At 41.4% G+C, this 14,609-nt stretch carries 14 protein-coding genes; 7 read left to right on the plus strand and 7 right to left on the minus strand.

Annotated features, from left to right (window positions below; genetic code table 11):
* Window positions 1–2: 2 nt before the first annotated feature.
* The 3 genes from C5745_RS12180 to C5745_RS12190 all read left to right on the plus strand — a co-directional run bounded on the left by C5745_RS12180 (window position 3) and on the right by C5745_RS12190 (window position 1,945).
* Window positions 3–956, plus strand: coding sequence for a DUF4407 domain-containing protein (locus C5745_RS12180; protein WP_105717282.1), 954 nt, complete (start codon window positions 3–5; stop codon window positions 954–956).
* Between the two features lie 53 nt (window positions 957–1,009).
* Window positions 1,010–1,327, plus strand: a complete 318-nt coding sequence (locus C5745_RS12185) for a DUF4342 domain-containing protein (protein ID WP_105717283.1) — start codon at window positions 1,010–1,012, stop codon at window positions 1,325–1,327.
* 66 nt (window positions 1,328–1,393) lie between these two features.
* Window positions 1,394–1,945 (plus strand): NADPH-dependent FMN reductase, encoded by a 552-nt coding sequence (locus C5745_RS12190; RefSeq protein ID WP_105717284.1) that lies wholly within the window; start codon window positions 1,394–1,396, stop codon window positions 1,943–1,945.
* 8 nt (window positions 1,946–1,953) lie between these two features.
* On the opposite strand, the gene trxA is transcribed toward C5745_RS12190, so the two are convergent.
* The 4 genes from trxA to C5745_RS12210 form a co-directional block, all read right to left on the minus strand.
* Window positions 1,954–2,262, minus strand: a complete 309-nt coding sequence (gene trxA / locus C5745_RS12195) for a thioredoxin (protein ID WP_262508127.1) — start codon at window positions 2,260–2,262, stop codon at window positions 1,954–1,956.
* 81 nt (window positions 2,263–2,343) lie between these two features.
* Entirely contained in the window at window positions 2,344–2,790 is a 447-nt protein-coding gene (locus C5745_RS12200; protein ID WP_105717286.1) for a DUF6691 family protein, read from the minus strand.
* 13 nt (window positions 2,791–2,803) lie between these two features.
* Window positions 2,804–3,367 carry a YeeE/YedE family protein gene (locus C5745_RS12205; RefSeq protein WP_105717287.1) on the minus strand — a complete coding sequence of 188 codons (564 nt, stop codon included), beginning with the start codon at window positions 3,365–3,367 and terminating at the stop codon, window positions 2,804–2,806.
* A gap of 55 nt (window positions 3,368–3,422) precedes the next feature.
* Window positions 3,423–4,811: an MBL fold metallo-hydrolase gene (locus C5745_RS12210; protein WP_105717288.1), complete on the minus strand. Its 1,389-nt coding sequence runs from the start codon at window positions 4,809–4,811 to the stop codon at window positions 3,423–3,425.
* 167 nt (window positions 4,812–4,978) lie between these two features.
* Here C5745_RS12210 and C5745_RS12215 point away from each other — a divergent pair, with 167 nt between their 5' ends.
* The 3 genes from C5745_RS12215 to C5745_RS12225 are packed head-to-tail and all read left to right on the plus strand — an operon-like array spanning window position 4,979 to window position 8,652.
* Complete coding sequence (locus C5745_RS12215; protein ID WP_105717289.1) at window positions 4,979–5,791, plus strand: N-formylglutamate amidohydrolase; 813 nt, start codon at window positions 4,979–4,981, stop codon at window positions 5,789–5,791.
* Window positions 5,781–7,628 carry a flavohemoglobin expression-modulating QEGLA motif protein gene (locus C5745_RS12220; RefSeq protein ID WP_105717290.1) on the plus strand — a complete coding sequence of 616 codons (1,848 nt, stop codon included), beginning with the start codon at window positions 5,781–5,783 and terminating at the stop codon, window positions 7,626–7,628. The genes C5745_RS12215 and C5745_RS12220 overlap by 11 nt, the downstream gene beginning before the upstream one ends.
* Window positions 7,629–7,644: 16 nt before the next feature.
* Window positions 7,645–8,652, plus strand: a complete 1,008-nt coding sequence (locus tag C5745_RS12225) for an ATP-grasp domain-containing protein (RefSeq protein WP_105717291.1) — start codon at window positions 7,645–7,647, stop codon at window positions 8,650–8,652.
* Between the two features lie 40 nt (window positions 8,653–8,692).
* On the opposite strand, the gene ggpS is transcribed toward C5745_RS12225, so the two are convergent.
* On the minus strand, window positions 8,693–10,933 hold the full coding sequence (gene ggpS / locus C5745_RS12230; RefSeq protein ID WP_243403334.1) for a glucosylglycerol-phosphate synthase: 2,241 nt from the start codon (window positions 10,931–10,933) through the stop codon (window positions 8,693–8,695).
* A 266-nt stretch (window positions 10,934–11,199) separates the two neighbouring features.
* Between ggpS and C5745_RS12235 the strand changes: the two genes are divergently transcribed.
* Window positions 11,200–11,598: a hypothetical protein gene (locus C5745_RS12235; RefSeq protein ID WP_105717292.1), complete on the plus strand. Its 399-nt coding sequence runs from the start codon at window positions 11,200–11,202 to the stop codon at window positions 11,596–11,598.
* A 64-nt stretch (window positions 11,599–11,662) separates the two neighbouring features.
* Here C5745_RS12235 and C5745_RS12240 read toward each other — a convergent pair whose 3' ends face one another.
* Together C5745_RS12240 and C5745_RS12245 are read right to left on the minus strand one after the other, a co-directional pair.
* The gene (locus C5745_RS12240) at window positions 11,663–12,178 is read right to left on the minus strand and encodes an OmpA family protein (protein WP_105717293.1); all 516 of its coding nucleotides are present in this window, start codon (window positions 12,176–12,178) and stop codon (window positions 11,663–11,665) included.
* 108 nt (window positions 12,179–12,286) lie between these two features.
* Entirely contained in the window at window positions 12,287–14,485 is a 2,199-nt protein-coding gene (locus C5745_RS12245; protein WP_243403335.1) for a glucoamylase family protein, read from the minus strand.
* Between the last annotated feature and the right edge of the window lie 124 nt (window positions 14,486–14,609).

The following is a 14,609-nucleotide window of genomic DNA, read 5'->3' on the forward strand; positions in this document are numbered from 1 at the left end:
ACATGACAGACTGGTGGTTAAAATTTGGGTGTTTTCTTACGGGTTTCAATTACAATCTCGTCAAAAACTCCAGCGAGCAATCGGCAAAAAATGTAAAGAAATATACCTCCGCCATGTTGCTTATTGTTTTAGTATGGTTTTTCATTGGTTATAGTTTTGCAACACGTTATCTCCACTTAGCAACTTGGGGCGGAATATTGGGTGGTATACTGATGAGTTTCGTCGTCATCCAAATCGAACGCATTATTATTCTGTCGACACGTGTTAGTACTTGGTCTAGCCTATTCCGCATACTTCTCGCGTTAGTGATGTCTATCTTAGGGGCTTTTATTATGGATCAGATTACCTTTAAAGATGATATCGAATTGCGCAAGGCCCAAGTAATGGATGAGCGGGTAAAAATTGCAGTAAAACAATCAGAAGAAGATTTACAGAAACAAATTCAAGATCTGGATACCATGATTTCGACAGCTAATTCTAGATACGAAGCAGTAAGCGAAGATCTTAAAAGGAATCCGGTTATCGTAACGTCCTATACAAATCGCAGTATTACAAGGGACAGCGAAGGGAAAGAAGTGAACAGCACGCAATCTACCAACAAATCCGTCATGGAAAATCCAAAAAAGCTAGAAATGGAGCAGCTGCATAAACAGATTGAAACGCTACAAAGTAAAAAATTTGCGCTGGCGGCATCCATTACATCGATTAAAGAGCTAAAGGAACAGGAATTGAAAGCCTCTACCGGCTTTCTGGATGAACTGACGCTATTGCATGATGTGGTAACTTCTTCCTCCATAGCATTATTTGTTTATTTACTTTTCTTATTCTTTTTTCTTGCGATTGAATTGTTTGTACTGGTTATGAAATTAACCGACAGTGATTCGGACTACGATAGGCTACTCCGACACCAAACAGATATCCGCGTGCAGATGTTAGAGAAACTCCGCATACACTGAACAAAGTATACCAGAAATTGTTATTCATTATATTATCTAAAAAACAAATTATTATGTCATTCAAAGAAACATTTATTGTAAACGGTGAGAACCTGTTAAAGAAAATCAAGGAGATTATTGCCGAAGGTAACGTGACCAAAATCAGTATCTCCGATAAATCGGGAAAAGAAATCATGAGTTTTCCCGTAACTATTGGCGTAGTAGGCGTGGTATTCGCACCCATTTTCGCCGCGATCGGCGCATTAGCGGCTCTACTTACAGAATGTAAAATCACCGTGGAAAAGCGGAAAGGTGAGGATGCTCCTCTCTCGGACGAACAAAAAACGGAAGAGCCGTCTCAAGGTGAAGGGACTGATATAGAGGTTAAGTAGCGATAAGTTTTCAAAACCTTCTGCTACGGGTAGTTGTTATGATTAAGACACAAAATCATATCTATTATGGCAGAAAAAACAATTGGTATCATCGTGGGGTCTTTAAGAAAGGGATCCTTCAGTAAAAAAATTGCAAATTTTCTTATTGGAAATGCGCCAGAGGGCTGTACATTGGAGCGTATCGAAATTGGTGACCTTGCTTTATATAATCAAGATTATGACGAAGGCGATTCCCCAGCGTCCTATGCCCCTTTTCGAAATAAGGTCAAATCTTTAGATGGGGTGATTTTCATTACGCCAGAATACAATCGGTCTGTACCAGGGGTATTAAAAAATGCAATAGATGTTGGTTCTCGACCTTATGGACAAAACGCATGGCAGGGAAAACCGACGCTGGTCATCTCGTCATCCATTAGTAATTTAAGCGGTTTTGGTGCAAACCACCATCTACGGCAATCACTTGTTTTTCTTGATATGCCGGTGCTGCAACAGCCAGAGGTTTATCTAGCGAACGTACAAAACCTGTTTGACGACAGTGGTAGTTTAACCAACGAAGATACTGCTAATTTTTTAAGGGAAGTACTGGATGCTTATACGAAATTTGTCGAACGATATTGAACGATATTTTAGAGATTCTCCTTAATTAAGCGTTCGAGTTCATTTGCGGGAAAAACACCAGACTGTCTCCAACGTATTTCCCCTTTCTGGAAAAGAATCAATGTGGGTACGCCACGGATCCCCAAGGCTGAGGCGACTTGGGGGTTCTTATCCACATCTATTTTTATAATGGAAGCATCCTCACCTACCCTTTCCTTTACTTCATCTAATATCGGTGCTTGCGTTTTGCAGGGGCCGCACCACTCGGCAAAAAAATCAACCAGTACCGGTTTATCTTGATTTATTATCTCTTGAAATGTCATGCTGTTTCTTTTTATCTTATTTAATCGTAGCGAACAGGAGCTACAAATATATAAGCATTTTAGAGAAAAAAAGTTTTCACCACGACGCCAAATTTATTAATGTGGCAGCCTTTCTCTTAAATAGCCATAAAACCATGTACCGGCGATAGCACTCAGCAAGGTCACCGTGACTACGGTTGCTCCAGTACCAATTTGTGCAAACAATGGTCCGGGGCAAGCGCCGGTGATCGCCCACCCGAATCCGAAAATCAATCCGCCATATATTTGACCTTTATTGAATTTCTTCGGAGAAATATGGATTGGTTCACCGTCTATAGTCTTAATATTAAACCTTTTAATTAACCAGACGGATATCATTCCGACCAATACAGCGCTGCCAATGATTCCGTACATATGGAAGGACTGCAAACGGAACATCTCCTGTATACGAAACCAACTAATAACTTCTGATTTAACAAATATAATCCCAAAAAGCATACCCACTATCAAGTACTTGACATTTTGATATGCTTTGTTTTCCAAATCTATCTTTTTGTAACCCATCTTCTATTTTTGTTTAAAGTAACAGTATGTATGGCAAAATTAGGTTCGCCATGATAAAACCTCCGATCATAAAACATATCGTGGCTACAAGTGACGGCCATTGAAGATTAGACAGTCCCATGATAGCGTGCCCGCTTGTACAGCCGCCTGCATAGCGCGTACCGAATCCGACCAAAAAACCACCCACTGCCATCAGCAAAAATCCTTTTACCGTAAACAGCGATTGCCAGTTCATAATATCTTCGGGAACTAAATTGTTATAATTCGTTATCCCATAATCTACAAGCTCTTCCATCAATGCCGGAGTTACAACTATTGCGTTGGGGTTGCCGAGTATTCCAGCTCCAACAATACCGCCTAATAGAATACCGGCGACAAAAAATAGATTCCACATTTCTTTCTTCCAGTTATACTGGAAGAAAGGAATCTTCGCCGGGACACATGCAGCACAGATATGTCGTAACGACGAACTGATTCCAAACGATTTATTGCCTAATAGCAACAAGGCGGGCACTGTAAGCCCGATCAACGGTCCTGCGATATACCAAGGCCACGGTTGTTTTAACAATTCTAGCATGTTGCGTTTTATTTAATTACAAATCTACGAGTATTACCTATCTCTTTATTATAACTTAGATGACCGGATTTCCCTTTTGTTTCCATTCGTTCATTCCTCCCGCGTAATTCTTGACTTTATTAAACCCATTTCTCTTCAAAATAGAATAGGCTATGGTTGAACGATCGCCTGCCTGACAATGGATAACGAGCTGTTTGTCTTGGCTGATTGTATCGAGATGCTCCTGCAGGGTCCCCACAAAAGCGTGATCGGCTCCCTGTATATGCCCCGCTTCATACTCAATGGTGCCACGTACATCGACGATCTGCGCATCCTCTTTCCCAATGTACGTCTCAAATTCTTCTATAGAAACCACATCCATTGTTTCTAGATCCAATCCCAAATCATGGATGTCGGAAATGTAACCGTACATGTTATCCATACCGATACGCATCAATTTTCGTGTCAAGTCTTCCATGCTGTCCTCTTCAGCCACTAAAATGAACTGTCGCTGATAATCCAGAAGCCAGCCGCACCACGTGGCGAAAGAACTATTGCCCTGTATATTCAAGCTTCCGGGAATAAATCCTCCTGCATAGTCGGTCTTACTTCGCGTGTCCACAATGATGAGCCCTTTCTGATAGGCAGCCAAAAATTGTGCCCTAGATAGTTTTGGATGCTTGGGAACCGCGATCAGCAACGGCCGGTCAACTTTGTTTTGACGCTTCATCATAGCAAAATATCTTGGCGGTTCAGGTTGATCGGATAATAAATAATCAGCAAACCCTTGTTCATCATTATTGTAACGAAACGCCCAATTACGTTTTTTTTCGTATCCAACGGTAGAGCTAGGCACCGCTCCTAGTTCTTTTCCGCAAGCAGACCCTGCTCCATGTCCCGGCCACACTTGGACATATTCTGGTAGCGTTGCAAATTTTTTCAGTGATTGGAACGTCTGCTTAACCCCAACTTCTTTTGTTCCCGCCAGCCCGGCTGCCTTTTCTAGAAGATCCGGACGACCGATATCGCCCACAAAAATAAAATCACCGGTAAACACCATAACAGGCTTGTCCGTAGCTGGGTTATCAATCAGTAAAAAGCTGATGCTCTCGGGGGTGTGTCCAGGGGTGTGGATAACCTCCAAACTTAGATTCCCCACTTGAACAACATCGCCATCTTGTAGTCCAACATGTGAAAACTGATATTGCCAATCTGCACCGCCTTCGTCGGAAAGGTATATCCTAGCCCCCGTAACCGCTGCTAATTCTCGCGAACCACAAAGGAAATCTGCATGAATGTGTGTCTCGGCAATATGCGTGATACGGAGGTTATTTTCGTCTGCAATCCGCAAATATACATCAATATCTCTTTGTGCATCGATTACAACGGACTCACCTGTGGCTTGGCAGCCTATTACATAGCTAGCTTGCGATAAACTTTTATCATATACGCGTTGAAAAAACATAATATTTATAAATATTTCTATATTAATTCGCTTCTGTGTTTATACAAAGTTCCTATTTTATTTTTTATTGTTTGGTCACATTAGTTACACAACTAAGATTTCTGCGATTTTTATTTTTTATTGAGGCATTTCTCGGGGTTTGCGTATAAAACTATTTGTCGATTAACATGTTATTATTATCAAAAGAGAGTACAACTATGGCGTCATTTTTCCAATACAGCGTACACCTTGCTGACAGCCCTTTCTGGGCTTTCGCTGTTCACGACGGACATCAAATAGATTCAGCCGTTGAGCATTTTATGCTGTTAGATGAAACGCAACGTTTGAGAGAAGAAGACCCCTATACGGCCTCGATGGCGGAACTACCGATCAACCAACTTTTTGTAGGATCATCACGTTTTCAATTGGACGTCAACAGGAAGGAAGAAAATTCGGTGTACCTTCGACCAGAACAGGCTTGGGGATTGGAGGTTTGGAAAGATACGCTACCATCTACCGTTTTACAACAGCTCTATGACGACCACAAAAATTTCTATAAACAGGTAGATAGCTATATACAACAAACCATTGATAAATATCACTTTTTTGTTGTTTTTGATGTGCATTCGTATAATGCGCAACGAGCCGACGCAAAACAACCCATAGATAAGCACGCCAATCCGCAAATAAATTTGGGCACCCACTACAATACAGAAAAATGGCGACCACTAATCGATAGATTTATGGAGAGCGTACGTAGCCAGCGAATTTTGGATGAAGCTATTGATATCCGAGAGAACGTAAAGTTTAAAGGCGGATATCTAGCGCAACATATTCTCGACAAATTTGGTAACCAGGGTTGTGTTCTATCCATCGAATTCCGGAAAGATTTTATGAACGAATGGACGGGTCTTCCCTACCAACCCGTTATTCTAGAATACAAACAGTTGTTACTTCACACCTTAAAAGACTTGCAAAAACTAGACGTATATGGAGTTTAAGGATAAAATATTGCCTCAACTATTACGGGCAATTAAAGACAGAACGCCCATACACAAACAAGTTCCCAATAAGGGAAAGATTATTTTTAATAAAATAGTCCCTTATCTATTTATATACCGTGTACCCGATTCAGGTAAAGATCGTATGTTATCGGAGCTCACAAAATCCGAATTAGCCAGTGCGGTATTCTTGCCATATAATGGTGACGATTCGGTAAGTTTATGGATTCCAAAGCTGGCAACAGCACTTGCAGAAGAATTTGGCACCTGTTTACTTATCGAAGTATGGAGTGCCCCGGAAGACCAGGATGCTGATATAGCCATTCATCTCTCGCAAAAAAATGCGCTGGTATTGGCCGAGTACTTAAAGAAAAATATAGAAACCGAGGCTCCTGAATTCCTCGTCGAACTTAAAAGAGAAACAAAGTTACCACGTCCACCCCGGCTTCCACTCTTAGTCGACACAGACGACACAAAAAAAAATATCGTCATCTCTCTCGGCATCTCCGTCCGCAAGAGATATGAGAATATCGAAGGCGCGCACTTGCCGCTGTTGGCACGGGCTTTTCGAGAATCTTTGGCAAAAGGCCTGTCACGGCTATTTTTTGAATTTGTACGACTGTATACAACAGCGCGGGCGGCCCAGTTTAAAATGAAAGGTCAGGAACGACTCAACGCCGAGATATATGAAATAGACCGCGCATTAGCTAAAGAGAGTCAGAAGTTTGATTTCTTACTGCTCGTTACACCTACCAACTCACACGAAGCCTGGCTGCAATTCAAAAAAGATAAATACAGAAAAGCGCCAGTTTTTCATTACCGACCCATTCCGATCGATCCGGATATCGTAAAGAGGAACTTATATAATCTGCGTATCGAAGATATCTATGACCCAACGATAGCCTATCTTTTTAGAGACAAACGGCGGGAACTTGATGATATGATGACGATGCTCGCCTCTCGTGGCACCTCAGATTTCAAATACGGAAGCCTGATGGTTTTTGGCAATGTGGATGAACAGTTATATGGACTGGCAAAGGCCATGCTTACAGCTATTGATAGTATAACGCGGTCGGAAAGGGAAGAATCGGAAGAAGAATATCTTGATGCTAAGGCTTTTGCCCGACTAGCAGAAGAGGAAATATCCTTTCTCCAGCAGCAATCGCCAACCTTCAAAACCAGTGTGCGTGTCCGCGATGATATCGCCGGGGTTATGGTGAACCACGGTGTGCTGAATATTAGTAAGCAATACAGAATAAGTAAGCGGAGAGCGATCGCGCTTATCCAACATGAAGTGGGTACCCACATAATTACGTACTTCAATGGAAAAGAACAGCCTTTTAGTCTATTCCGACTAGGTGTTCCTGGATACGAGCAGCTGCAGGAAGGACTCGCCGTTCTTGCCGAATATCTAGTTGACGGCCTTACGAATCAACGACTACGCATATTGGCGGGACGTGTTATTGCTGTGCAACACATGCTATTAGGACATTCATTTGTCGAAACATTTGACATGCTACACGAAGAGTATCACTTTAGTACCAGCACCTCATTTACCATAGCGATGCGTGTATATCGTTCCGGCGGACTAACAAAAGACACTGCTTACCTACAGGGTTTCAAAGAACTTATCCAGTATATACAGGAAGGCAAAGATCTGAATCTACTTACAATTGGAAAGATCCGAGAAGACTATTTGCCTATTGTCCATGATTTAATTCAACGGGGTGTATTACGGCCGCCGCGCATCAAACCCCGTTATTTACACGAGCCTTATACGGATAAATTAAAAGATGTAGATCAATTCGCCAGTATTTTTAAAATGATTAATTACTAAAATTAATAAAGGATATATGAACATCGCATTCTTAATCAACCAAACCCACAAAGAGGAAAGCAACTTCACGACCACGTTTCTTTCTTTTAAAGCACATGGACGTGGGCATAAAGTATTTTATATCGGTCTGGCTGACTTCACTTATCACAACGAGCATAATATCGGTGCCCATTGTCGCGTGATAGAACCATCAGAAAATATAGAAAGTCAAGAAGGTTTTTTGGAGATGATACGTAAAAAGGAAAAGCAATATATAGATGCTACGCAAATGGATGTCCTTTGGATTCGCTACGATCCTGTTATAGATATGCTCAACCGCCCTTGGGCTCCTCCCACTGCTCTACAGTTCGCTCAGCTTATCAAGCGACAAGGAACCTGGGTTATCAATGATCCCGATAAGTTGGTAGAGGCAACCAATAAATTATATTTAGAATACTTTCCCAAAAAAATTCGTCCTAAAACCATGATCACGCGGTCTTACAATGACGTTGTCAATTTCCTGGACAGCCAAGACCATCAAATCATTTTAAAGCCGTTGACGGGCTCTGGTGGAAAAAATGTTTTTCTAGTGAAAAAGGATGAGCGACACAACCTAAAGCAGACTGTAGAAGTCATCACACGCGATGGCTATTTGCTTGCGCAAGAGTATCTGCCGGAAGCTGCAAACGGCGATATTCGTTTTTTCCTCTTGAATGGTGACCCTATACAGATAGCAGGAAAATATGCCGGTGTTAACCGAATACAGCAAAAAGGCGATATCCGGAGTAACATCCATCAAGGCGGAACTGCGCAAAAGGCAAATGTTGACGAAACCATCTTAGCTACCGTCGCTCAAGTTACAGAAAAGCTTAAGGAAGACGGCATGTATTTCGTAGGGCTAGATATCGTAGGAGATAAAATAATGGAAATCAATGTCTTTAGCCCCGGCGGTCTCAATCTAGCGTCTAAACTAAACAACGTGGATTATGGTTCTCTTGTTTTAGATCATATCGAAAACGAGGTGGAAAAGCGGAAAAACAAATAAATGGCCTTCCATGTCTGGAAAGTCGTCTTTATTGCTATGTCTATTTCGCACTCCTTTCCAGCTCCCTCACAAAATCTCTTCCCCAATAGTGGATATCGTAGTATTTCACTTGATCATATAGCCTATTAATACGAGTTGCCCTTTCTTCCTCCGGCATGAGCAGCGCTTTCAGTAAACTTTCCTTCATACTTTTCATATCGTACGGATTTGTTAGAATAGTATAAGGTAGTTCAACGGATGCACCCGCAAATTCCGATAATACCAAGGTGCCCGCTCCTTTTATTATTCCTTGTACAGCCACATACTCTTTTGCAACAAGGTTAAGCCCGTCTCTTAATGGTGTAATCCAGGCAATATCACTGATCGCGTAGAGTCTCACCACTTCTTCAAAAGGCAACGACCTATAGAAATATTGAATGGGCATCCAATTCATGGTAGCGAAGCGCCCATTGATTTCTCCTACGGCGCGATTAACCTCGTCGCGTATGTCATCATATATTTTCATGCCCTGGGAAGGCGGAGTGCAGATATTTATCAGCTCCACCTTTTCATGGTACTCCGGATACTCCTCGAGAAATTCACCAAATGCTTGAATTTTCTCCAGCGGACCTTTTACATAGTCCAAGCGCTCGACAGAGAGGATGGTGCTCATTCCGCTGGACTTATTGGTGAGCGCAGCGGATATCTCTTTTTTTATACCGGGTTGTTTAAAAATCGACCGTATCTTACCCATATTTACTCCAACAGGCAGTGCGCCCAGCCGTATTTGACGACCATCAATCTCAATAACTTTAGTCATTTGGCTTACCCCCAGTGCACAACTATAGGTCAAAAATTGTTTTGCTGTATTAATTCGCTTAACCACCTTAAACGGCGTGTGAGAACGTAACACATCGATAAAGTTCTCTACGTAACGTGGAATGTGAAAGCTTATGAAATCGCATAACAATAAACTTCCTATGATATCCTTACGCCAAGGGATGATGTTAAAAATATCTGCTGCCGGAAAGGGTGTATGATGGAAGAAACCAATCTTTAGATCCGGGCGAAGTGGTTTCAAATAAGCCGGAACCATCCACAGATTATACTCGTGAATCCATACCAGCGCATCTTGGTCAGCCTCTTTGGCAATGCGTTCGGCAAAGATTCGGTTGATTTTTAGATAATGTTCCCAATCGTTGTGATTAAACTTTGCTTTGTCTACAAAGGAGAAAATCATGGGCCAAAAAGCTTCTTTGCAAAATACGCGATAGAACTGATCAATGTCCGCTTTGGAAAGGCTAATCGTAGCCGCTATCAAATTCGGATATTTGTCTTCGTCAATCAACTGATTTGGAACATCTGGACGATCTACTTGTTTAACTTCCTCTCCAATCCAAATACCGGAACGTCCCTTTTCAAATAATCCGAGTAACGAGGGGATAATGCCATTTGGACTTTTCGGAGCGACTCTTATCGTTTCCCCATTGACAACATCCTGTTCAAAAGGCAATCGGTGGTAAACCATTACGAGTTGGTTCGAGCCTTTATGGGACTCCATAGATTTATATATATCCGTCGTTTCCGTATATGTACGGAAACGTTCGAAGTGTTCCATTGCTTCGATAATCCCTCCTGCGCCGGGTTTAGTGGCTTGGTAGACGCTCTTATAATCGGCCGTATGCTCGAGTAGTGCCACTTCAGCCTCTCCAACAACCACTCCATTATACAGCGTATCATACAAAGAACGATCATTAAGGGTGTCGCCTGCTACCAATACATTGATCTCGTCGATATGTAAATGCTTAATTAAGGCTTTCAATGTACTTCCCTTATTCACGCCCCTCGGTAATATATCGAGATATCTATCAACCGATGTAATAACATCGCAATCGAAGCGCTGTGCTATCTCATAAACTGGAGATAGATCTGTCTCGGTATCATAATAAAACGAGCACCGACGTTGTTGCGGGACTTCTTGATAAGCAACATCCGCTTTCTCTAAGACACTCGAACGTATCTCATATGGAGAGGGCCATTTATTGTCGATATCACCTTGTATTGGCTCCACGGCCTCTAACGTTAACCCGTTAACCACAGTTGCCCCTACGTCTGCAATGATGTAATTCGGTTTCGGAAGGAGTGGATCATTGAGCAATGGAATAACGGACTCTAAACCTCGTCCCGTAACAAATACAAGCTGTATGTCGGGTGATTGTTTGATCAGGCGATACAGACGTAATCTGCTTTCCATGCTTCCTCCTAAAAATGTCCCATCCAAATCCGTTGCTAATAGCATCATATATCGTTTCTTTTTTTATTGTTTAAATTTTTTGTGATTGGCGTGTGTCTGCAGACGAGTCGTATTTGCTATGGGCAAATTAGGTTACCCAGACAGACTTACCGTTTGAAAACACAAATATAACTAAATTTAAACTATTAAGCAAACAACACTATGAATCAAAGGATTACTATCTGTTAATTTACATTAACATCGAATTAATATGCAAAAAGCGAAAAAATCAAAATTATAAATTGTATTTTTAGCGGGAACCTACGACGTGTTTTATGTTTACTAAACTAATTGCTATAGATGATCAAAAAATTGGCACAGTACATTTTCATGCATACATCATCAAAATACAGGAGGACGAGGTGAGTTTCGCTATTTTTATGGATGAATTACGTACGCCGTTATTGTATTTTTATCGAGATAGTATAAATAGTGTCTCTTTCAAGATCGATAACGAACAATTTTTAGGCATTGTCAGAAACAGCAAATTCACAGGAGAGGAACGAAAAGAACTTTACAAAGAATTTGAGTTTTTCCTTCGTACCATGGAAGAGCGGGCCACTGCCTACTTGTTTAAAACCGCGACAGTGAAATATATAACAAACTCTCGCGACATCATCCGATATAAAAACTATTATATTTCCGCTAATACGAAAATGTTTGAGCAGAAATAAAAGATATAGACGCAATTAATTGAATCGGCCCACTTGCCTATCCATTACTTAATTGCGTCTCCTGCTAGTTCAAAATAACCACCTCTACCCGTCTGTTTTTCTGACGGCCTTCCGGTGTTTTATTATCTGCCACTGGATTTGTTTGTCCAAGACCTTGTGTACTGATACGAGATGACGATACGCCTGCATCTTCCAAGAATTTCTTGACCGAAGTTGCTCTTTTTTCAGACAACCATTGATTGTATTCCGCTGTTCCTGTAGCATCGGTGTGACCGTCCACACGCACCTTTCTAGCGCTGTCATTAATCAGCAATTTTGATAATTTACTCAATTCAACCTTCGCTTTATCCGTAAGATAAGATGAGTTCGTTGGAAACAGTAGGTCGGAAGAAAGCGTAAATTTAATCCCTTCATCCGTACGCGTGGCGTCTTTAAACTCCCCCTTCACATTTTTTAAGCCGTCGTCAGTTCCATCCTTAGAGACGACAGCTCCAGGATTAACCATAATAGCTTGTTGTTTGCAAGACGTTACACCAAGAGCAATAATGAGTGAAAACGCGGCAGTACCTAGATATTTCATGAAATTCGCTTTTAAGTTATGCTGTAAAGATAGTAATTTTCATCTTAATAAATCGCTCTTTAAAGCTATGAGTTACCGGATTTCGATATTCAAGCCTAAAGCGCCATTTTATTCATCCGCTCCAAATAGTTTCGCTAACAATGTCTTGATTTCTGGTATTTCTTTGTACAAATTCCATATCAGTCCAGAGCGTGCATTTTCTATGCAGACGGTAATAGCCGCTTGGTTGGTAGCAAAATATTCATCCGATACATCGTTGTTTCGTAAATCGAGCCAAGCACGGAATCCGTACTCTGTAAAAAAGTTTTCACCGTAATTATCATACAACGCTAATACGGCTTTCTTACCTTCTTCGTTCAAAATAAACATAGACGACGGCGCGATCGCGGGATTGATACGATAACTTCCGACGCTATCCATACGTTGATAGAATCCCCAGACATCGGAATTGGTAGACCCTACCCCTATTTCGTTATCGCGGCGTTTCCGAACCTGAATATAATTTCGTAAAGCTTGTTCATAGTTGACGTTCTTGTCTCTTAACAACTTGGGATCAATCGTGAAAAACGGCTTATATAGATCCAATAAAGTCGATCCTGAAAATCCAAACAAGAGATGCTCTCCATATAAGACAGTATCTTGAAAGACAGAAACCCTATTGGCCATATTATCCGTTGGCATGTTCCGAAGTGGATCGACGGCGTACCGGAAACTCCGCATAAGAGTCGAAATTGTATCTCTGGCAAGACTATCCATTTTATTATAATCCGATGAGTACGTCAAATCTATATTTTTAACTCCATTTTCGTAAGCGGAAAGCGGGATAGCATGTTTCGGTGAACTCATCGCCAGCAGGTAAGCATTAATGGACTCATTTATGCCTCCGAGTGTCGGATAATGCTCTGTTAAACCTGCCATTGCAATTTTTTCTACCAACACATCGTTGTATCCATCGGCCACTAATTCATTCCACTTAATATTTTCCCAAAGTGTAGTTATTCTTTTTCGCAGATCGGTTTCGGCATCGTCATTTTTAGCAAAATACTGACGTGCCACCAATAATGCTTCTATCATCGAAGACGTCGCCAATACATCGTAGGTCGCTTCATTATTGCGGTGTTCGGGTAGGCCGGTACGCCCATCGAAATATGCAGGAAAGATGCCCAGATGATGCTGTGCTTTTGTTAGAAAATACACCATACGGGAAACGCGGCCTAATGCTAACGACCTGTTTATTCGTCCCTTTTCCACCCCTACGATAAGACTTAAGATAGCGTTTCCACTTTCTTTAACCGATACAATGGCACGTTCCTTCATACGAAATGGCAGATACATCCCACTATTGATGTCGTAATTTTCCGCAAAATAGTTGACGTGCGCTTCTTGTACCAAGTCTAATAATCCGGTCTCATCTAGTTTTTTTGTCTTTACTTCCTTTACTTCGGAAAACGGTGATTCCTCGTAATTATAATCTACCCATGCAATCTTATAATAGTAGGATTTATTGAGATCCGGAACGTAATCTAGGCAGCCCTGCATCGATATCGGACGTATGCCAACTCCCTTAAACACCTTGTTATCTTCTGATCGATATATTTTTATATAACGGATCGAAGGTGTCAACGGCAACTGCCATTGTAAACGGACTTGTTTGTCATATGCTATAGCAGACGAAAGAATAGCGGGGGAAGAAAGCTTTACTCTTGACACGCTTTTTGACAGAAACTCTACTTGATCAATAAACAGGTGATGCGTCCCCTCACCGGTTCCGTTTTGCGCAAACCGTAGCCCTGTAATAGATTCTTTGACATGCAAGTTTTTCAAATCGGCTATTGGAATCCGCACATCTATCCATTTATTGTAGTCAAGGTTCTTTATATACGACGCTAATTCCACCTCGTTCGTTTCCGAACCTTTTTGTTGGATATTTATTTTCGGCAGGTGATGCGCTGTTGTATTTTCGGACTTGATAAACACTTTTAGCACGAGATAGTCTGACCGCTCAATCTGATAATTCAATTTTTGACGGCTATATCGTAAATCGACTTGCCAATCGCCTTCCATTGCGGACATATATTGCAAGGAAAGTGCATTACCCGGTGTGAAGAACAGGGTGTCAGATACTAATAGGTGGTGGTTCAAGTTCTCGACCCAGGAACGTCCTTGATAGCTTACTTTACTTTTGGCATAGACCCCTTTTACCAAACTGTTGTCGAAAACAACTTCGGGATATGTGTCGGCATACCCTTTTTCTGACATACAGATAATGCCCATAAACGCCAAAACAAACAGATAGAATCGCTTCATAACAAATATTGATCTTCGACAAAAATAAGCAAATATTACACCAATTAACTATTGCCCCCTATTTTAAAGGTTCGGTAAGAAAAATATTACGCACATTTTTAGACGGTTAGCAACAGTCATATTA

Origin of the sequence: Sphingobacterium haloxyli (assembly GCF_002980525.1) — a bacterium.
GTDB lineage: Bacteria > Bacteroidota > Bacteroidia > Sphingobacteriales > Sphingobacteriaceae > Sphingobacterium > Sphingobacterium haloxyli.

Excerpts from the sequence above, each read along its gene's own strand:
- C5745_RS12180 (WP_105717282.1), top strand. The coding sequence starts at position 3 with ATGACAGACTGGTGGTTAAAATTTGGGTGTTTTCTTACGGGTTTCAAT.
- C5745_RS12185 (WP_105717283.1), top strand. The coding sequence starts at position 1,010 with ATGTCATTCAAAGAAACATTTATTGTAAACGGTGAGAACCTGTTAAAG.
- C5745_RS12190 (WP_105717284.1), top strand. The coding sequence starts at position 1,394 with ATGGCAGAAAAAACAATTGGTATCATCGTGGGGTCTTTAAGAAAGGGA.
- C5745_RS12200 (WP_105717286.1), bottom strand. The coding sequence starts at position 2,790 with ATGGGTTACAAAAAGATAGATTTGGAAAACAAAGCATATCAAAATGTC.
- C5745_RS12205 (WP_105717287.1), bottom strand. The coding sequence starts at position 3,367 with ATGCTAGAATTGTTAAAACAACCGTGGCCTTGGTATATCGCAGGACCG.
- C5745_RS12210 (WP_105717288.1), bottom strand. The coding sequence starts at position 4,811 with ATGTTTTTTCAACGCGTATATGATAAAAGTTTATCGCAAGCTAGCTAT.
- C5745_RS12215 (WP_105717289.1), top strand. The coding sequence starts at position 4,979 with ATGTTATTATTATCAAAAGAGAGTACAACTATGGCGTCATTTTTCCAA.
- C5745_RS12220 (WP_105717290.1), top strand. The coding sequence starts at position 5,781 with ATGGAGTTTAAGGATAAAATATTGCCTCAACTATTACGGGCAATTAAA.
- C5745_RS12225 (WP_105717291.1), top strand. The coding sequence starts at position 7,645 with ATGAACATCGCATTCTTAATCAACCAAACCCACAAAGAGGAAAGCAAC.
- ggpS (WP_243403334.1), bottom strand. The coding sequence starts at position 10,933 with ATGATGCTATTAGCAACGGATTTGGATGGGACATTTTTAGGAGGAAGC.
- C5745_RS12235 (WP_105717292.1), top strand. The coding sequence starts at position 11,200 with ATGTTTACTAAACTAATTGCTATAGATGATCAAAAAATTGGCACAGTA.
- C5745_RS12240 (WP_105717293.1), bottom strand. The coding sequence starts at position 12,178 with ATGAAATATCTAGGTACTGCCGCGTTTTCACTCATTATTGCTCTTGGT.
- C5745_RS12245 (WP_243403335.1), bottom strand. The coding sequence starts at position 14,485 with ATGAAGCGATTCTATCTGTTTGTTTTGGCGTTTATGGGCATTATCTGT.